Origin of the sequence: Bacillus cereus group sp. MYBK245-2 (assembly GCF_051916145.1) — a bacterium.
In the GTDB taxonomy this organism is placed as follows: domain Bacteria; phylum Bacillota; class Bacilli; order Bacillales; family Bacillaceae_G; genus Bacillus_A; species Bacillus_A pacificus.
Genome location: NZ_JBQAGB010000012.1, coordinates 40,584 through 60,096 on the forward strand (window position 1 = coordinate 40,584; position 19,513 = coordinate 60,096).

A 19,513-nucleotide genomic window follows, 5' to 3' on the forward strand; every position below is an offset into this window, starting at 1 on the left:
CTCCTTTATCCCGTATTAACGGGCAGTAAAACTCCCATCTCAAAATTTGTCTGGAGCAAAGAAGGTAGGTGGAGATCAACTGCCCGTAAAAGCCTGATTAGTTGAACTTTATGTAATCTGTTACAGTGCACCAGGCGCAATCCACATATGTGAGGTGAGCCCTTTATCAGCTAAAGCGAGCTGACTGTCATACACAGTTTTCCATGTTTCATAGAACTCTTTATATAGTTCGTGATTTTCAGTAACTGGTTCGAATGTTTGCTCCCACTGTACAAACTCTTCGGCAGTTTCTTCCATAGATGCATATATGCCAGCGGCAAATCCAGCAGCAATTGCGGTTCCTAAAGCAGCTGCTTCTTTCACAACAGGTACTTTTACAGGAATACCAAGGACGTCTGATAGAATTTGTGGCCATAGTTTTCCTTTAGCGGCACCACCAGCAAAAACGACTTCAGAAGGGAATGTCCCTGTGAGATTTTCTATTAATTTTAAGTTTCCAAGTGTAACGAAGGCTGCATTTTCTTCAATAGCACGGAACAGTTCTTTTTTTCCGCATTTGTCAGCATCTAAACTTAAGTTTAAAAAAGAAGGTGCGGCATGACGCCAAGAAATGTAGTTCATAACGTTTGAAAAAGTAGGGATAATCCCATGTGAGCCGACAGGTACGTCTTTCGCTTGTTCTTCTAGTAATTGATAAGCATCTACACCGAGTTTGTCAGCAAGTTTCTTTTCCTCTTGGCAAAAAGCGTCTCGAAACCAGCGCATAACGAGGCCTGGGAAAAAGGCAATCGTTTCGTATTGCCATAGATTAGGTACGACGTGACAATTTATACGAATCGCAGCTTGTGGATCTGGTATTGGCTCAGTAACATTCACTTCTTGTTGCCAAAAACTACCTCCACATATTAATGTTTGATTCGGTTTCACGACTCCAGTTCCAAGCGATGCCATTTGAGCATCTCCGCCCCCAGCTACGACAGGAATTCCTTCACGTAATCCAGTTAATGCTGCACACTCTTTTGTAACGATGCCAATTACTGTACCAGCTTCATTTACTGTTGGTGAAAATGGCAATGTTAAACCACACTTGATAGCGACATCGTTATCCCATACTCTATTTTGTAGATCAAAAATACCGGATGTACATCCGTTTGAAGGATCGATTTGTAGTACGCCGCTTAGTTTATATAAAATCCAATCGTTTAACATCGTAAAAGAATGAATATTGCTATAGACTTCTGGTTCATGTTTTTTAATCCAAAGTAGGCGGGGTAAAGCGCCTAATGAAAAAGTTTGACCAGATCTAGTATATAAATCTTCTTCAAGATGTGACCGTATTTCTTTTAGCTCACTAACTTCAGCGGATGCACGTCCATCAACATTTGCGCAAGCCCAAATTTCTTGCCCATTTTTATCATATAAAACAAAACCTTCTCGCATACTAGTAGCGCTAATAGCTTGAATGGAAGAGGGCGAGATATTACTTCTTTGTAAAACTTCTTTCGTGCATTGTTGTACTAGCTTCCAGTTTTCTATTACATCAAAATTCATAGAACCTGGGTAACGAGGATCTGTATTATGAACCCATTCTTTTTGACTGACAGCAATTTGATTACCTAGTAAATCAAAAAGAACAGCTCGAATGCTTCCTGTACCAGCATCAAAAGCTAATAAATGAGACATTAACAATCACCATTCTTTCGTAATAAGGAGAGGGCCGTTTCCTCATCGGTAATTAATGTATGAATAAACTTTCCTTTTAAGGCACCATAAATTGCGTCTATCTTTTCTGTACCTCCAGCAACACCGACGACATGATTCATATTGCGCAAAATAGAGAGAGGCGTGCCAATTAGACGATTGTGATGCGAGAGCTCTAGTAAATCGCCATTTGTATTATAAAACTGTCCTAAAATATCGCCAGCACCGTTTTGACTACGAATATATGTCATCTCACGTAGTGTTAATTTTTCTTCTTTTACAATCGTAGCGTCTTGAGATAATCCGCCAATACCGACAATAGCTGTATGTGCAAGTGAAGCGACATGAAGCATATCTTTTACACTCGGTTCTGATAAAATACTTTGTGCCATTTCGGTTGTAGACGCTAGAAACGGCGTAGGGATAATGTGAAGATCACCTTGCATGTAGTGTAAATAGTTTTGTTTTCTCGAGAGATAGTGATTTACTCCGCCTGTTAACGTTACGATTGAAAGATTAATAGAAGTCTCAAAATGAATGTTTTCTAGCATTTTGCTAATTGTTTCTCCCCATCCAATACCGAGTAAATCGCCTTGCTGGAGATGAGTTTCTAAATATTGTGCAGCAGCTTTTCCGAGAGAAGCGTGATAATTGTTTACTGGGGTCGGGATAATAAAAGCATCTTTTAAGTGGAATTTTTTCATTAAGTCACGCTCAATACTTAAACAGTGCAAACCAGTCCCTTTTACGTGAAATGTAACGATACCTTCACTTCGCGCCTTATCTAATAACCGGACGACTTTATTTCTTGAAATATGAAGAAGTGAAGCGATCTCTTGTTGTGTTAATTGGTCTTTATAATAGTACCAAGCGACTTTCGTTAATAAATTCTCTTCAAAGTTCAGCTGAGTCATACTCTTCATCCCTTTCAACAATTGACCACTGCTTAAACATATGTGCCATATATTTTGTTTATTCCAGTTGAAACGATGAATAGTATGTAGAAAAAATTGTTCTAGATATAAAAAAAGGAATATACAATGCTACAAAACAAGTAGAACAAATAATCATTTTCTCAAAAAATGTTCTGGATAAAGGCAGGTGATATCAAGTGGAGAACGTACCTTTATTACAAGTAAATAAAGTGAGTAAGGCGTTTTCAAATCAACTTGTATTAAAAGAAGTGAACTTACAAGTAGAGCGCGGAGATATATACGCTTTAGTTGGGGGAAATGGCGCCGGGAAATCAACATTAATGAAAATATTAACGGGGTTATATTCGTATGATGATGGAGAAATGTATGTAAAAGGAACGAAGCAACAGTTTTCAAATCCGTCAGAAGCACACCGAAAAGGTATTTATTTAATACCGCAAGAACCGCTCATTTTTCCGCATATGACTATTGAAGAAAATATATGTATCGGGTTAACAGAAAAGAAAAAGAAATTAAGAGTACAGATTGAGCAATTGATTAACAGTCTAGGGTGGGATATTGACCTTAATGAACTAGGAGGATTATTATCGATTGCGCAACAACAGTTAGTAGAAATTGTGAGAGGATTAATACGAGAAGCTGAGATTCTTATTTTAGATGAGCCAACATCGACATTAACAACTCACGAAATTAAGAGTCTTTTTATGTTGATGAAAAGTTTACAAGAAAAAGGAATTGGGATGATTTATATTACGCATCGCTTTCCAGAAATCTTTGAAATTGCCAACAAAGTAGCAATACTACGTGATGGAATGATTGTAAGCCAAGGTGACGTATGTGACTATACATATGACATGCTGATGGAGGGGCTGTTGCCAAAAGGGTATAAACAGAAAGAGAAAATAGAAGTAGTTCAAGAGACAGCAAGGACGAAAAAAATATTAGAAGTGATCGATATAACGAGCCACGCATTCAAAAATATATCATTCACTGTACATGCGGGTGAGATTGTAGGTGTTGCTGGCATTATAGGATCTGGCAGGACTGAATTAGCAGAAGTGATATTTGGATTGAAAACTATAAAATCAGGGTCTATCTTATTAGAGGGAAAATCAATTGATGCGTGTTCTTTGCATAAAAGGCTAGAAGAGGGACTGGTTTATGTGCCAGAGGATAGGGCGAGGAATGGAATCTTCTCAATTGCTTCTGTTAAAGAAAATATTGCAGCAGCAAGTTTACAGCAAAATAATCGCTTTTTTATAAATCAAGAAAAAGAAAGCGCTTTAGTTAATTCATTTATAGAACAGTTCCGAATTGTTATACAAAATATGAATGAAGAACTGGCATCTTTATCAGGAGGTAATCAGCAGAAGGTCGTGCTTGCAAAGTATCTCGCATGCAATCCTAAAGTTATTATTCTGGATGAGCCGACTCGTGGAATTGATGCGAAAGCAAGGATTGAAGTGTATGAGACGATCGAAAAAATGAAAAGGGAAGGACTCGCAATTTTATTAATCTCTTCAGATGTTGAAGAAATTGTTCAATTAGTAAACCGTGTATATGTAATGAGAAATGGACGATTTGTTTCTCATATGGAAAAAGAACAACTAAGTGTGAATGAAATTACACGCCTTGCATACGGAGGTGTAGCGGAATGAAACGCATGTTAAAAATGCATGAAACGTCTATCATACTGTTACTACTAATGTATATAGCTATTGTAGGAATAATAAACCCTAGTTTTATTCAATTTAACTCGTTATCTTTACTGATGAAATCAAGCGTTATTTTAGTCGTGCTAGCAATTGGCCAATCGTTCGTCTTATTTACGAAAAATATAGATGTATCAGTTGGTTCAATTATGGGATTAAGCGCAGCAGTTTGCGGAATGTTGTTAACTGATGGATATCATGCATCTCTGTCCATACTTGCTGCTATTTTACTTGGCGCTATTCTCGGTTTTATAAATGGAATTGGTGTTGCGAAGTTTCGGGTACCGGCCATTATTATGACATTAGGTATGTTAGGGGTCATTAGAGGTGCGATGTTAATCTTTACAGGTGGAAAGTGGATTGAAGATATACCAAACGATTTTAAGCAACTGTCATCGATCATCACACTTGGTTTGCCGATCATTGTATGGATTGTTCTTATTATTTTACTACTACTATACTTCTTTTTAAGGAAAGTGCCATACGGAAGGTACTTCTATGCGGTTGGTGATAATGAAGATGGCGCGAGACTTATTGGTATACCTGTTAATAAAGTGAAGATATATGCGTTTATAATTTCAGGCATAAGCGCTGCGCTCGCTGGTTGCATATTTGTTATGATTATCGGATTCGTTCCAAATCAAACAGGAACTGGGATAGAACTACAGGTTATCGCAGCTGCTGTACTAGGAGGAGTTCATTTAAAAGGAGGAACGGGTTCTATAGTTGGAGCTGCATTAGGAGCGATATTTTTAGAGGCGATAAGCAGCTCACTCGTCTTTTTAAAAATACCAGCATTTTGGAATAATGCTATTTCAGGTTTCTTATTATTGCTAATCGTCATATTAGATAGCGTTATGAAAAAGTGGAAGGCAGAAAGGAGGATGAATCTATGAAGTATGTATACAGATGGGAAGGTGTTCTAATCGTATTACTTCTTTTAGAATTCATTCTCTTTAGTTTTATAAATAGTGATTTCTTAAATATTAGTAATCTCCTTTTTAGTACAAATGATTTCCTATTTATCGCAATTGCGGCGATACCAATGACTTTCGTTATAGTAACAGGAGGAATTGATGTATCGGTCGGCTCCATAATGGGTCTCACTTCGATCTTAATCGGTGTACTTTGGCTGAACGGAATACCTATTTTGTTTGCTGTCATAGTTGCCCTAATAATTAGTTGTTTAGCAGGCGCTTTAAACGGACTTATTATAAAAATGACAGATGTAGAACCACTAGTTGTTACACTCGGAACGATGTTTTTATACGGAGGAATTGCACTTGTCATTTCAGGAGGGGCAGGTGCTTCTGGGTATGAAGGAATAAGTGGTTTACCTGACACATTTGTACAACTGGCAAACGGTAGTTTTATAGGAATACCGAATTTATTATGGTTACTAATTATATTAATGATTTTATGCACGATATTGTTTCATCGCACCATATATGGGCGCCACGTAAAATTAACAGGTGCGAACGAAAATGCAGCCAAATACACCGGGATTAAAACAAAAAAAGTAGTCATCATGGCTTACATACTTTCCGGGCTAGGAGGTGGATTAGGAGGTGCTTTCTTAACCGCGTATTTTGGTTCCGCACGTGCTGATATGGGAAGTGAAACAATATTACCAATCATTACAGCAGTCGTGTTAGGCGGGACACTTATTACAGGCGGAAAAGGAAGTATTATCGGTACTGTACTTGCGAGTATTTTTATAGGACTCATGCAGTATGGTTTGCAAATGACGGGTTTAACAAATGAACAATCTAATGTAGTTATTGGTATTATTCTTATTCTTTCAGTTATTATGAGGCATTTCAAATTACATCAATTCACACCGCGGAAAAGAAAGAACTTGCATAAGGGGGAAATGTCATGAAGAGAAAATTAGGGATTGTATTCATTGTATGCATTTGTTTAATCGGTTTAATCGCTTGCTCTAGTCAAACCGCAGATAAGAAAAAAGCTGATGATGTGAAATTTGCATTTATCCCAAAACTAACTGGAGTTGGCTTCTTTACATCAGGTGGTGAAGGAGCAAAAGAGATGGGAGATAAGTTAGGCGTACAAGTGAAATACGATGGACCATCTGAAGCGAGTGTTTCTGGGCAAGTAAAATATATAAACAATTTCATTAACCAAAACTATGATGCACTTATGGTCTCTTCTACGTCAGTAGATGGTTTATCACAATCATTGCAACGTGCTAAGAAAAAAGGTATGACGGTGTTAACATGGGATTCTGATGTCAATCCGAAAGACCGTTCCTTTTATATAAGCCAAGGAACACCGGATCAACTTGCTAACTTATTAATTGAAATGACTTCTAAGCAAATTGGAGATAAAGGAAAAGTAGCCTTCTTTTACTCTAGTCCAACAGTAACGGATCAAAACCAATGGGTAACGAAAGCGAAAGAAATTATTAAAAAGAAATATCCGAACTGGGAAATTGTAACGACGCAGTACGGTGAAAATAATGCACAAAAGTCTTTGTCGGTAGGGGAGAATATTTTAAAAACGTATCCAGATATTAATGCAGTCATTTGTCCGGATGCAACGGCACTTCCAGCAATGGCACAAGCAGCTGAAAATTTAAAAATGGATAAAAAAGTAGTCGTAACTGGCTTCTCTACACCAAACGTGATGCGTGATTACGTAAAACGAGGAACAGTAGCGCAATTTGGTTTATGGGATGTCAAACAACAAGGTGCACTCGCAACGTATGTTGCAAATGAAATAGTAGTAAAAGGGAAGAAGTTAAAAGTAGGGGATAGCTTTGAAGTAAAAGGGATTGGGAAAGTGAAGGTAGAGCCAAACTCCATTCAAGGATATGATTATGAGGCAGAAGGGAACGGAATTATCGTACTACCAGAACGAGTCGTATTTACGAAGGATAATATTGATAAATATAATTTCTAGTAACGAAAAAACGTCCGAATGTATCGGACGTTTTTTTCTTTATTAGTTATGAACTGTTTCTTTTTCGTTTAATCCAAGCGTACGCCCTGTAGAAGTGTGAAGGTCTTGGAACAATCTTGGATTTTCTGTTAATGAAATGCCGTAAGAAGGGATCATTTCTTTTATTTTTCCTTCCCATTCTACCATTCGGCTTGGGAAACATTTTTCTAATACTTCAAGCATAACATGAACGGCAGTAGAAGCACCCGGTGATGCACCTAGTAACGCCGCGATTGATCCATCAGCCGCACTAACAACTTCAGTACCGAATTGAAGTGTTCCTTTACCGCCAGCGTCAGTATCTTTAATTACTTGTACACGCTGACCAGCAACTACAATATCCCAATCTTCACTTTTTGCGTTCGGAATGAATTCGCGTAATTCTTCCATACGTTTCTCGTGCGATAACATAACTTGTTGAATTAAGTATTTTGTTAATCCCATTTCTTTTACACCAGCAGCTAACATCGTTAAGACGTTATTCGGTTTTACAGAACCAATTAAGTCAAGGTTTGAACCAGTTTTTAAGAACTTAGGAGAGAACCCTGCGAACGGTCCAAATAGTAAAGCTTTTTTATTGTCTATATATCTCGTATCAAGGTGAGGTACAGACATTGGCGGAGCGCCAACTTTAGCTTTACCGTATACTTTTGCATGATGTTGCTCTACAACTTTTTGGTTTTTACATACCATAAATAGTCCACTTACTGGGAATCCACCGATATGTTTTGATTCAGGAATACCAGTCTTTTGTAGTAGAGGTAGACTACCGCCGCCGCCACCGATAAAGACGAATTTTGCAGTATGATGCTCGATTTTACCACTATTCATATCGTGTACTTTTACTTCCCACAAACCATTCTTCGTGCGTTTAATATTTTCGACACTATGTTTGTAGTTTAGCTCGACATCTTTCGTTTTTAAGTAATCAAACAACATTCGTGTTAATGCACCGAAGTTAACATCTGTTCCAGAGTCAATCTTCGTTGCCGCCATAGGTTCATTAGATGTACGACCTTCCATAATGAGTGGAAGCCATTTTTTTAATGTTTCAGGAGCATCGGAAAATTCCATTCCTTGAAACAGTGGATTTTTTGAAAGCGCTTCAAAACGGTTTTTTAGAAACTGAACATTTTTTTCACCTTGTACTAAACTCATATGAGGTAGAGGCATAATGAAATCTTGTGGATTACGAATTAATTTGCTTTTTACAAGATATGCCCAAAATTGTCTTGAAAGCTGGAATTGTTCATTCACTTTTACAGCCTTACTAATATCTATAGATCCGTCAGATTTTTCGGAAGTATAGTTCAGTTCGCATAGCGCAGAATGCCCTGTACCTGCATTATTCCATTCATTAGAGCTCTCTTCCCCGGCACTAGCGAGTTTTTCAAAAACTTTAATTTCCCATTCAGGTGCTAATTCTTTTAGCAATGAGCCTAACGTTGCACTCATAATTCCTGCACCAATTAAGATAACGTCTGTTTTTTGCTGCATGTTGCTCATGATAATCTCTCCATCCCCTATATTGGCAAAAAAGAGTAGGTGTTTTCTATGTCTAAGCCGTAAAAGAGAAACACCGCCTAGGCCCCACCTAGGTATTTACCTTTTTTGTCTCAATTATATAACCATCTCATACTCTATTATAATAATTAATAGACTAAAATATCTAGTGTTATCTGATAATTTTAAACTATTTAACGTTTTATTCGCCAAAAATCTTATTTAACAAGCTCTTTTAAGTTGGTAAATAGAAAAAAATTACAGTTTGAAATTATCTCGAAAAAGCTTACGTATCCAAAGGTGAGTAGAAGGGATACCTTTTTATGGGATTTTTTGCTTTGTTTATTGTGTAATTATTCTGAAATTTTAAAAGGAGGGATACACATGCGTACACAAGAACAAATCGCAAACTTATTTCGAAATTTTTCAATAAAGGAATGTAAAGGGTCAAGTGACTTATATGAATACTTATCAATACAAATTGCTGAAGATGAGGAAGTACTTACACTATCTTCCTACGCTCAAGCAGGTCAACCAGTCCCAAACTTATTATTAGGTGCAGTACATTATTTATTATTAGCAGGGAAAGAACATCATTTAAAAACGTACTATAGTAGCTTAGTTGAAAATGCTAATACAGATTTAGATCAAGCTTTTGCTCATTTTAAAGATTTCTGTAAAATATACAGAGAGGAAATCATTACTTTATTACAAACGAAACTTGTTCAAACGAATGAAGTAAGAAGATGTGCGTACTTATATCCAAGTTTCAGTTACATATTTAGCAAAGTGAATAAACCGTTAGCGTTAATAGAAATTGGGACAAGTTCTGGATTACAACTATTTTGGGACCAATATAGCTATTCGTACGGTACAGATGAAACATACGGAAATATAAATTCGAATGTACATGTAACTTCTGAAATAAGAGGGGAGAATGTGCCTCATTTATTAAAAGAAAGTCCACCTGTCGTAGAAAGAATCGGACTAGATTTACATGTAAATGATTTACATAGTGATGAAGATTATTTATGGCTACGTGCACTCATATGGCCAGAACATAAAGAAAGGCTTGAACTGTTTGACCAAGCTGCATCTTTAGTAAAAAATAAATCTGTTCAATTAATAGAAGGAGACGGTGTAGAGCTATTATCATCTATCATTGAACGAATAAGTGAAGAGGCGGTTATCTGTATTTTCCATACACACGTCGCAAATCAAATACCTGAACAAATAAAACGTAAGCTGGAAAAACAAATTCAAGAAATAGGTGCAAAACGTGATGTATTCCACTTATATAACAACATGTGGGACCGGGATCTTCATATTGATTATTATATTAACGGAAACGAATATCGTGAAACAGTCGGAGAAACAGAAGGGCATGGGAGATGGTTTAGTTGGAAGCTTGGGAAGGAGACACTTTGTTAATATTTGAGAAGTTTTTATTTTCAAGAAATTAGATAATGAAATTCCAGAAAATGAAAGTAACTAGTTACTTTCATTTTTCTTTTGTGATAATATGTTAGTAATTACTTACTTACATATTGAATGGAGGAATATAGATGGGGAAATTAACAGCACGAGAAAAAGTTATGGAAGCTGCTACTTTATTATTCGGGGAAAAGGGGTATACAGCGACAACCATTCGTGAAGTGGCAGAAAAAGCAGGAGTAAGCGAATTAACGATATTTCGTAATTTTAAAAATAAGGAAAATCTTTTTAGGGAGAGTATTATTTTACGGACGACACCAGTTGCTTTGCTAGAGGAAATAGAAGAGCAATTTACTGGTGATTTACATAAGGACCTTACGAAAGTGGCGGAAACATATATTCAAACCAATTTACCAAAGCTAAATTATATTTGGGCTGCGTTAATAGAATCAAGACAAAATAGTGAAATGAAAGCATTACTACATGAGTTGAATTCACATCTAGTGAATCACTTAGAACAATATTTAAAGCAACTTGGTGAGAAGGGACACATTTCCACCTGTAATTACCGTTTGATAGCGAATATGTTTTATGGACAATTGTTTTTATACATTATGAATGTAAGTATATCGGAAGAAGAAATTCAGTTAGAAGAGTATATAGAGACATGTGTAAATTTATTTATGAATGGGATTTTAAATAAATAAAAAGAATAAGGGTGGCAGAAATGAGGAATATATTAGCATTAATAGCTTTAATTGCAGGTTTTTTTATGGCAATTTTAGATTCGAATATTGTGAATATTGCATTACCAGAAATGACAAAGACATTTCATACTTCAATTGATACAATTTCTTGGGTTGCTAATAGTTATAATGTTGCCTTTGTATCGTGTTTATTAATTGCAGCACGCCTGGCGGATCAGTTTGGTCGCAAGAAACTGTATATTATTGGTTTATTGTTTTTTTCTATTAGTTCATTTATGTGCGGTATAGCCACTTCTTTTCATACATTAGTTGCTTTTAGGGTAATACAAGGAGTTTCCGCCGCAGTTATCGTACCAGTTGCTATGCCATTAGGCCTTAATTTAGTACCGAAAGAAAAACAAGGTATGATAGGAGGCGTCATGGGAGCTTTTGGGGGATTAGCAGCGGCGATTGGCCCTTCACTTGGAGGCGTTTTAATTGACAAATTAAATTGGAGTTGGGTGTTTTTTATTAATATACCAGTGAGTATATTATCTTTCATCTTCGTGATTCTTTGTATTAAAGAATCGTATGATCATGCTACAAGCTCTAAAATAGATTGGGCAGGTATGATTACTTCTGCATCTGCACTATGCTTACTCGTATATGCACTCATACAAGTAAATACAAATCATTTAAGCACGATAAGCTTAATACTTCTTTTTATGCTCTCATTCATAGGTTTTATATTATTTTTTATCATTGAAAAGAAAAGTGAAAATCCAATGTTGCCATTAAGAATATTCACAAATAAAGAGTTCTCAATCTCGAATTTTTCTTTATTCTTTGTTGGAATGGGACTAATGAACTTTTTATTTATACTTGCTTTTTATTTTGTTCAAGTAGAAGGTATGTCTGAATTACAGTCAGGTTTAATAATTAGCACGCTAGCGATTGTTTCGATGCTTGTTACAGCAATAGTAACACCACTCGCAGCAAAGCGGGGAAGTTCATTAATAGGTAGTATAGGGCTATTAACATTTATCGTAGCGTCATATTTATTTAGTCAAATAGATTCAAACTTTACTACATGGGATTATATTTGGAGGCTAATAATCGTTGGAATTGGAACTGGGTGCACATTAGCACCATATACAACAACGGCAGTTTTAAGTGTGCCTATTGAAAAGTCAGGTGTTGCTGCAAGTATTTGTAATATTTCAAGAACAGTTGGAAGTATTGTTGGGGTTGCGATACTTGTGATGTTTCTGAATCATCAATTGTTAGTTGAAAAAGAGAAGGTAAATAGGGAAGTAGTAACTGTGATTAAAAAAAGTGATTTGTCAAATTTAGAAAGGGGGGAAGTATTGCAAGCGATAAATAAAAAACAGCAAATCATCTTAAAATCTGATGGAGAGCGAAAAATTTACAAACAAGTAAAGGAGGAATATCAGCAAGGAATAATTCGTAGTTATAATTTAGCATTTTTAATGGGCGCAACTATATTTTTTATCGCATTTATTTTTAATATAGGAAGAGTCTTATTAGAGAAGAAAAGAAGAGGATCGTTTGAATAAAGAAAAAGGCTGTGCGTCATATAGAGCACAGCCTTTTTATAGTGATATGTATTTAATCAAAACCCAGGTAATCCATCAATCTCACAAACTTTCTTGGATGTAAAACCGATATTTAGTAAAATTTTGCGCGAGGGGATGTTGTTCGGATCAATAATTACAATATAGTTTTGGCATAGTATTCCTCCAAACTAAAATTTTTATTGTTCGTCAGAAAAGATTGTCTTTAACACTATTACTTACACTACCATAACCGTTGTTTTCAGTAAAACACGCTCCATCTATTGTAAGATTCCCTGAATGTTGTAATGTATTAAAAGTTCATTGGTACGCTCATTACTAAGTCGTAACATGTCATATATGTATTTTTGGCTATATTGAGGATAGGTTGGTTTTATATATGTTTTAGTAATTGAAAGAAAACTATTAAGTATGAAGAAGGGGATCAAACGTTTATAGGGGATATATAAAGTTATTATATATAGAATTAGAAATAAGAATTTGATAGTATTGGAGTAAGGAGTTTTAATAGCAGTATATTAAGTGGTACTAATATATTGTTGCAAATACTTCCATGAATTTATGGAAGCATTTGATAGAATTCAAAAAAATATAATGGAGGCTCATATGAAAAAAGTAATTGGCGCAGCAACAGCAACTGTTTTCGGATTGGGAGCATTTACTACAACTGCTACCGCAGAAACAATCGTAACAGCAGATGTACTCAACGTACGTGAAAAACCGACTACGGAATCAAAAGTTGTAGAAAAGGTAAAAAATGGGCAAGAATTAAAAGTCATCAATACTGAAGATGGCTGGTCAAAAATTGAATTGAATGGTAAAGAAGTATTTGTAAGCTCGGAGTTTACAAAAGATGTGTATCATGTAACAGCAAATTTATTAAATGTTCGTACGGAAGCAAACACAGAATCAAAAATTCTTGGCAGACTGAAAAAAGATGATGTAATTGAATCAATGAACCAAGTAAAAGATGGATGGCTACAATTTGAGTATAAAGGAAAAACAGCTTATGTAAATGTTTCTTTCTTATCTAGTACAGCACCAGTTGAAAAAAAGGCTGACGAGAAAACGAAGCAAGTAGCGAAAGTGCAAAAAATGGTTAAAGCTAAGGAAGAAGCGAAAACACAGAAGGTAACAAAGGCAAAAGAAACAATTAAACCTAAGGAAGAAGAGAAAGTACAAGAAGTAGTAAAAGTACAAGAAGAAGCAAAAGTACAAGAAGTAGCAAAACCTAAGGAAGAAGAGAAAGTACAAGAAGTAGTAAAACCTAAGGAAGAAGAGAAAGTACAAGAAGTAGTAAAGCCTAAGGAAGAAGAGAAAGTACAAGAAGAAGCAAAGGCAAAAGAAGAAGAGAAGGCACGAGAAATAGCAAAGGCTAAAGAAGAAGAGAAGGCGCAAGAAATAGCAAAGGCTAAAGAAGAAGCAAAAGCGCAAGAAATAGCGAAGGCTAAAGAAGAAGAGAAAGCCCGAGAAATAGCAAAGGCTAAAGAAGAAGCAAAAGCTAAAGAAGAAGCAAAAGCCCAAGAAATAGCCAAAGCTAAGGAAGAGGCGAAAGCCCGAGAAATAGCAAAAGCTAAAGAAGAAGCAAAAGCCCAAGAAATAGCCAAAGCTAAGGAAGAGGCGAAAGCCCGAGAAATAGCTAAGGCCAAGGAAGAAGCAAAAGCCCGAGAAGCAATAAAGGCAAAAGAAGAGCCTAAAAATAACACGCAGTCCGCTAAACGTGAATTAACAGTGGTGGCGACAGCATATACTGCTGATCCAAGTGAAAATGGTACATATGGTGGACGCGTTTTAACTGCGATGGGGCATGATTTAACGGCTAATCCGAATATGAGAATTATCGCAGTTGACCCGAAAGTAATTCCTTTAGGATCTAAAGTATGGGTAGAAGGTTATGGAGAAGCAATCGCTGGAGATACCGGAAGTGCAATTAAAGGTAATCGCATTGATGTTTTAATGGGCTCAAAAAGTAAAGCTATGAATTGGGGAAGACAAACTGTTAAAGTGAAAATTTTATAATAAATCTAGAATATAACATAATGAAAATAAGACCGACATATTCTGTCGGTCTTATTTTCGTACCATAATATCATTAAGGATCGCATCAAATATATCTTTTTGCGTGAAGTGATCTGTAAAAATAGTTTCCCTAGCAACTTCAATTGTATCGTGCGGATTATACCATTTTTCTAGGGAATCCTCACCAAATTCATGCCTTTTTTCCCTTGTGTTATGTCGTCGAATCGTTTCTTTTAACGATAAATCAAAGTAATATGTATACGCGTTTCCTTCAAAAAAATGTATTAATTCTTTCAGCATATCACCATATCTTCGACTGTTTAAAATACCTTCTAAAATAACAAGTTCACATTTTCCTTTTCCATACTTTGTAATTTCACATAGTAAATCATGTGATAAATTCCCCATCGTATCGTGTACTCTAAGCATATCTCTACGTACAACATCTTGTGATACTAAAAGTGTCCCTTGTCCGAAATATTCTTGTAGTTGCTTTGCGATTGTTGTTTTACCACTTGCGGAGTTTCCTCTAAGAATGATTAATGTTGATTTATGTATAGGATTAGACATAGTGAATTCCCCCAGCATGAATGATTGTATAGAAAATTTTAACAAATTAAACGTAGAAAGTGTATAATTAATAAGGATGCAAATAAAAAAGGTGGGGGTTAAATGGAAGGTAAATTAAATAGGGCGCAGCCGATTTGGAAACGGACATGGTTTCGCTATCTAGGGGCATTTATAATTTTACAATTACTGTTTATTATTTGTGAAGTAACTGCATGGGCACCAAACTTTAGACCTGGCGGAGAATTTTTTAATAGAGTATTAAATTCTCAATTTTTCACAGAATGGTTCACGCCATATAAAATCCCTCAATTTAATGTGTTTACAGCATTTTTTGCGATTACATTGTTACCATACGCATTAATAGGTGCAATGAAAGATTTCACAAAAAGGAAAAATATAAATAATTAAAAAGAGGTATCATATGCTATTTCAAAAAGATAATGTATCGGTTCGGTACGTAAAAGAAGAGGATGCACCAATCATTTCAAAATGGTTAACAGAACCAGAAGTCCTGCAATATTACGAAGGACGAGATAATCCGCAATCTGTAGAAATGGTACTGGATCATTTCATACATAATCCAAACAGTTATGAAAAAAGATGTTTAATAGAGTTTGATACCACTCCAATTGGTTACATACAAATGTACCCCATTGATTCTGAATGGAAAACATTATATGGCTATGAAGAATCACAATATGTATGGGGAATGGATCAATTTATCGGAGAGCCGACTTATTGGGGAAAAGGCATTGGAACGAAACTCGTTTAGACAGCAATTACATATATTATGGAGAACACGGGGGCAGAAGCCATTGCAATGGACCCGAAAGTAAATAATGAACGTGCAATAAAGTGTTATGAAAAATGTGGATTTAAAAAGGTAAAGGTTTTAAAAGAACATGAACTGCATGAAGGGGTATTAGAAGATTGTTGGATGATGGAATATAAACGTATAGAGGATAGGTGATAGAAGTGAAGGCGCTACTTGTATTAGATATGCAGAAGGGGATTTTAGAGTGCAAGGATTTTTCTGTTGAAAAAGAGTTCATTGCAAATGTTTTAAAACAATTTAAAGCGGAGAATGAACCTATTATTTTCTTAAAACACCGAGATGATAATCCAGAAAGTACATTGTATTATGAATCAACTGGAAGTGAATTAGTAGAAGAATATACCAGGTTTGCGGATTATATAGCCGAGAAGACAACACCTAGTGCGTTTAAAGATACAAGTGTTGAAGATATATTAACGAAACATAAAGTTGATCATGTTGTTATCGTTGGATTTAATACGGAATTTTGTTGTTTATTTACAAGTATCGCTGCTTTTGAAAAAGGCTATAAAGTTACGCTTATTGAAGATGCGACGGGAACTGCTAACGATGAAGAAGTATACGAAATGCCTGGATTAGATATAAAGGATTTCGTTGGATCAATCTTGAATTGGTCCAATGTAATTGAAGTACTGTATTATGATGAATATGTAGAGGCCTATACAAACAAAGGGAGCTGCGCGAAATGAAAAAAGCATTAATCGTAATCGATGTGCAAGCAGGTATGTATACAGCAGGAATGCCAGTACATAATGGGGAAAAGTTTTTAGAAATATTGCAAGAGCTTATTGGAGAATGCCGTTCAAATGATATTCCGGTAATTTATGTGCAACATAATGGACCGAAAGATCATCCGTTAGAAAAGGGTACAGAGGGGTGGAAGATTCATAAGGCAATCGCTCCACTAGAAGAGGATTGTGTTGTTGAAAAAACGACCCCAGATTCATTCCACAAGACGGACCTAAAAGAAGTATTGCAAGACAAGGGAATCGATCATGTTATCATTTCAGGAATGCAAACGCAGTATTGTGTGGATACGACAACTCGCAGGGCGTTTAGTGAAGGGTATAAAGTAACGTTAGTGAGCGATGCACATAGTACGTTTGATACAGAGGTGTTACGTGCTGAAGACATTGTGAAGCATCATAACGTAGTGTTTGGAGCGTTTGCTGATGTCATTACATTAAAAGATTTGAAAGAAACTGTCTCTAAATAAGAGGCAGTTTTTTATCCGACTTTAATGGGCAGTAAGACCCCCACCTCAAAATGCAGCGAAAGCAAAGAGGTTAGGTGGGGGATCAACTGTCCATAAAAGTCCGATTGGTTCAACTAATAATCAGTGGGGGATGAAGAAAACCCCCACTGATTAAAGTTTCACTTTATTAGAGGAAATCATGTCAAATAGTGTCGGTAAGTCGATATCCTGGTTCCGTCAAGAAGTCTGTGTAAATTGTTTGGGCTAGGTACATTGGTTTATCCAGTATATAATTATTAATTGTTTGGTGTGGGAACAGTGAAGCTAGCTTCACTGTTCCCACACCATTTTTTTATGTTTTTAACTCGATAACGATTTTTCTTCATAACGCTCTTTAAACATTTTATAAATTTTTTCATGTGCTAAACCAAATCCAGCTGTTCGTTTGGTAGTCCAACTGTCGTTATAATTATTTGATACTAAATATACAATTTTCTCTACAGATTCTATACTCGGAAGACTATTCATGGTTTTTAAGCGTTTGCGTACCTCTTTAATTGTTCGCTCAATCATATTCGTTGTATAGATATAAGATCGGATCTCTTTTGGATACTTATAAAAAGTAAGAAGAACAGGTAAATCTTTTTCCCATGATTCCACCTCTTTTTTATACTTCTTGCCCCATTTTTCTTTTACCATTTGAAACGCTTCTTCCGCACTTGGTAAATCTACAGCTTTATACACTTGTTTAAAGTCACTTGCGACTTCTTTCTGATCAGATTTTCTTACTTTAGACAACACATTTCTCATTTTATGCACGACACAGCGTTGAACATCCGCTTTAGGGTATACACTTAGAAACGCTGTTTCTAAGCCAGTTAATCCATCGAAAATACCTAGTAAGACGTTTTTTACACCTCGTTCATGTAGATTTTCTAGAATTTCTCTCCAACCACTTGCCGATTCTCTTCCGCCAACATAAAAACCTAAGATTTCACGTTTCCCTTCCAATGTAATACCTAAAGCGATATAAATAGCCTCTTTTTCAACCGTATCGCGACGCACACTAAAAAATAAGCAATCTAAATAAAGTGCCGTGTAATTCGACTCTAATGTACGTGATTGCCAACTTTCGATATTGTCCCTAATCTTTTCGGTAATATTAGATACAGTAGTAGCTGAGTAAGGATTACCATCTAATAAACGCTCCACAAATTTACCAACTTGTCGCGTACTTACACCGCTTTGATATAGGCTTAGAACCGCTTTTTCTAACCAACCATCACGTCGTTGATACGGCTGGAATAGAGAGGTTTGAAAGTCACCATTTCGATCTCTTGGGACAGATAAATCTTCTATTCGTCCAAATTTTGTATCCAACATTCTTTGATAGTAACCATTTTTAGAATTAGGTTCATTTTGAGCTTCCGTCTTCAGGAAGTTTTGAATTTCCTCTCTAAGAATCATTTCTAATTTATCTTGTACAAAGTCTTTTACCATGGCTTCAATTTGTTTACCTAAATCTAAATTGGGTATACTATTATTAGGCATGAGGCAAAGTCTCCTTTTATTTTAGGTTCTGGATAAACCTAGGGGGTACTTTGCCTTATTTTTTGCCTAAAAATGTTTACACATACTTTTATACATCATCGATATCCTTTGTCGAAACGTCGATATATTGAAATAATCGTTGATATATTTGAAAAAACGTCGATATAATTTCACGTACCATAATAAAAACACAAAAAAGGAGCACCACATAATTAAAAAGGGCGCTCCTGCATCAAAATATTACTTTTTCTTATCTTTATCCAATATATTCTGCTCTTCAGCAAACTCTGTACCATATGCAAAGCGGCGATTAATATGAATATTATCGTTGTGGTGCCTTGTGTGGGAGTTAGAGAAGCGATGAACGATTACTTCTGATAATGTGAAGACAATTGCGGAAAGGATGCTTCCCCATGCAATTTGCATATAGTTGTCTAATAAAATATTACCGAAAATCCATACGCTTAAATATGTTAGTAAGAAATCCGACATAATGGCACCAGTATTGCCGATTCGATTTAATATGATTTTATCAACGAACATATAAGATACGATTGTTACAAAGAGACTAAATGAAATAATTTGGACGAACGTTGCAGGGAAAAATAAAGCGAGTCCAATACTAAATGCGATAATGCACGATATAAACTTGATAAGCACTACAGTAAAACCATTCAATATTTACACCTCCGATTTATACATAGTTTTACAATAAATTTAGGAGTTCATACATTGTAACGAATATATTTATATAAAACTTTTTCATGTTCAATCTTTGTCTAAATATTAAAAAAACAAAGAAAAAATGTTATAGTA

General features: G+C 35.7%; 17 protein-coding genes and 2 pseudogenes. 12 read left to right on the plus strand and 7 right to left on the minus strand.

Translation table 11 applies throughout. The annotated features are described in order from the left end of the window. Positions 1-120: 120 nt before the first annotated feature. Both lsrK and ACTFRN_RS19275 read right to left on the minus strand, forming a co-directional pair. Positions 121-1,683 (minus strand): autoinducer-2 kinase, encoded by a 1,563-nt coding sequence (gene lsrK, locus ACTFRN_RS19270; protein WP_140383374.1) that lies wholly within the window; start codon positions 1,681-1,683, stop codon positions 121-123. After that, on the minus strand, positions 1,683-2,615 hold the full coding sequence (locus ACTFRN_RS19275; RefSeq protein ID WP_088106736.1) for a sugar-binding transcriptional regulator: 933 nt from the start codon (positions 2,613-2,615) through the stop codon (positions 1,683-1,685). The genes lsrK and ACTFRN_RS19275 overlap by 1 nt, the downstream gene beginning before the upstream one ends. A 197-nt stretch (positions 2,616-2,812) precedes the next feature. Here ACTFRN_RS19275 and ACTFRN_RS19280 point away from each other — a divergent pair, with 197 nt between their 5' ends. From ACTFRN_RS19280 to lsrB, 4 genes are read left to right on the plus strand one after another with little or no spacing between them, the layout of a single operon-like run. Continuing rightward, a complete protein-coding gene (locus ACTFRN_RS19280) occupies positions 2,813-4,294 on the plus strand; it encodes a sugar ABC transporter ATP-binding protein (protein ID WP_074568063.1) in 1,482 nt (493 codons plus the stop codon). Then, the gene (locus ACTFRN_RS19285) at positions 4,291-5,244 is read left to right on the plus strand and encodes an ABC transporter permease subunit (RefSeq protein ID WP_000827502.1); all 954 of its coding nucleotides are present in this window, start codon (positions 4,291-4,293) and stop codon (positions 5,242-5,244) included. The genes ACTFRN_RS19280 and ACTFRN_RS19285 overlap by 4 nt, the downstream gene beginning before the upstream one ends. After that, on the plus strand, positions 5,241-6,230 hold the full coding sequence (locus ACTFRN_RS19290; RefSeq protein WP_124878409.1) for an ABC transporter permease subunit: 990 nt from the start codon (positions 5,241-5,243) through the stop codon (positions 6,228-6,230). Before ACTFRN_RS19285 ends, ACTFRN_RS19290 begins: the two co-directional genes overlap by 4 nt. After that, on the plus strand, positions 6,227-7,270 hold the full coding sequence (gene lsrB / locus ACTFRN_RS19295) for an autoinducer 2 ABC transporter substrate-binding protein LsrB (RefSeq protein WP_000823633.1): 1,044 nt from the start codon (positions 6,227-6,229) through the stop codon (positions 7,268-7,270). Before ACTFRN_RS19290 ends, lsrB begins: the two co-directional genes overlap by 4 nt. Before the next feature lie 42 nt (positions 7,271-7,312). On the opposite strand, the gene ACTFRN_RS19300 is transcribed toward lsrB, so the two are convergent. Beyond that, positions 7,313-8,815, minus strand: coding sequence for a malate:quinone oxidoreductase (locus ACTFRN_RS19300; RefSeq protein WP_000069165.1), 1,503 nt, complete (start codon positions 8,813-8,815; stop codon positions 7,313-7,315). A 381-nt stretch (positions 8,816-9,196) separates the two neighbouring features. Here ACTFRN_RS19300 and ACTFRN_RS19305 point away from each other — a divergent pair, with 381 nt between their 5' ends. From ACTFRN_RS19305 to ACTFRN_RS19315, 3 genes are all read left to right on the plus strand, one after another. Beyond that, positions 9,197-10,243 carry a DUF2332 domain-containing protein gene (locus ACTFRN_RS19305; protein WP_074568065.1) on the plus strand — a complete coding sequence of 349 codons (1,047 nt, stop codon included), beginning with the start codon at positions 9,197-9,199 and terminating at the stop codon, positions 10,241-10,243. A 134-nt stretch (positions 10,244-10,377) separates the two neighbouring features. After that, positions 10,378-10,953 (plus strand): TetR/AcrR family transcriptional regulator, encoded by a 576-nt coding sequence (locus tag ACTFRN_RS19310; RefSeq protein ID WP_000517412.1) that lies wholly within the window; start codon positions 10,378-10,380, stop codon positions 10,951-10,953. A gap of 20 nt (positions 10,954-10,973) precedes the next feature. Then, entirely contained in the window at positions 10,974-12,509 is a 1,536-nt protein-coding gene (locus ACTFRN_RS19315; protein WP_049113872.1) for an MFS transporter, read from the plus strand. Between the two features lie 56 nt (positions 12,510-12,565). Here ACTFRN_RS19315 and ACTFRN_RS19320 read toward each other — a convergent pair. Next, positions 12,566-12,664: pseudogene (locus tag ACTFRN_RS19320) on the minus strand (GNAT family N-acetyltransferase); the annotation flags it as partial. 469 nt (positions 12,665-13,133) lie between these two features. Between ACTFRN_RS19320 and entB the strand changes: the two are divergent. After that, the gene (gene entB, locus ACTFRN_RS19325; RefSeq protein WP_088106735.1) at positions 13,134-14,546 is read left to right on the plus strand and encodes a cell wall-binding protein EntB; all 1,413 of its coding nucleotides are present in this window, start codon (positions 13,134-13,136) and stop codon (positions 14,544-14,546) included. A 51-nt stretch (positions 14,547-14,597) separates the two neighbouring features. Here the strand turns inward: entB and ACTFRN_RS19330 are convergent, their stop codons facing one another. Beyond that, complete coding sequence (locus tag ACTFRN_RS19330; RefSeq protein ID WP_049111065.1) at positions 14,598-15,116, minus strand: kinase; 519 nt, start codon at positions 15,114-15,116, stop codon at positions 14,598-14,600. Between the two features lie 102 nt (positions 15,117-15,218). On the opposite strand from ACTFRN_RS19330, the gene ACTFRN_RS19335 reads away from it, so the two are divergent. The 4 genes and pseudogenes from ACTFRN_RS19335 to ACTFRN_RS19350 all read left to right on the plus strand — a co-directional run bounded on the left by ACTFRN_RS19335 (position 15,219) and on the right by ACTFRN_RS19350 (position 17,167). Next, complete coding sequence (locus tag ACTFRN_RS19335; protein ID WP_000398605.1) at positions 15,219-15,524, plus strand: YfzA family protein; 306 nt, start codon at positions 15,219-15,221, stop codon at positions 15,522-15,524. A 13-nt stretch (positions 15,525-15,537) separates the two neighbouring features. Continuing rightward, a pseudogene (locus tag ACTFRN_RS19340) lies at positions 15,538-16,086 on the plus strand (GNAT family N-acetyltransferase). 5 nt (positions 16,087-16,091) lie between these two features. Further along, positions 16,092-16,640 (plus strand): isochorismatase family protein, encoded by a 549-nt coding sequence (locus tag ACTFRN_RS19345; protein ID WP_014893633.1) that lies wholly within the window; start codon positions 16,092-16,094, stop codon positions 16,638-16,640. Then, positions 16,637-17,167 carry a cysteine hydrolase family protein gene (locus ACTFRN_RS19350; RefSeq protein ID WP_000709525.1) on the plus strand — a complete coding sequence of 177 codons (531 nt, stop codon included), beginning with the start codon at positions 16,637-16,639 and terminating at the stop codon, positions 17,165-17,167. Before ACTFRN_RS19345 ends, ACTFRN_RS19350 begins: the two co-directional genes overlap by 4 nt. Positions 17,168-17,506: 339 nt before the next feature. Here the strand turns inward: ACTFRN_RS19350 and ACTFRN_RS19355 are convergent, their stop codons facing one another. Together ACTFRN_RS19355 and ACTFRN_RS19360 are read right to left on the minus strand one after the other, a co-directional pair. Continuing rightward, positions 17,507-18,697 (minus strand): IS256 family transposase, encoded by a 1,191-nt coding sequence (locus tag ACTFRN_RS19355; protein ID WP_001133492.1) that lies wholly within the window; start codon positions 18,695-18,697, stop codon positions 17,507-17,509. A gap of 240 nt (positions 18,698-18,937) precedes the next feature. After that, positions 18,938-19,375, minus strand: a complete 438-nt coding sequence (locus ACTFRN_RS19360; protein WP_001013099.1) for a YndM family protein — start codon at positions 19,373-19,375, stop codon at positions 18,938-18,940. Positions 19,376-19,513 lie beyond the last annotated feature (138 nt).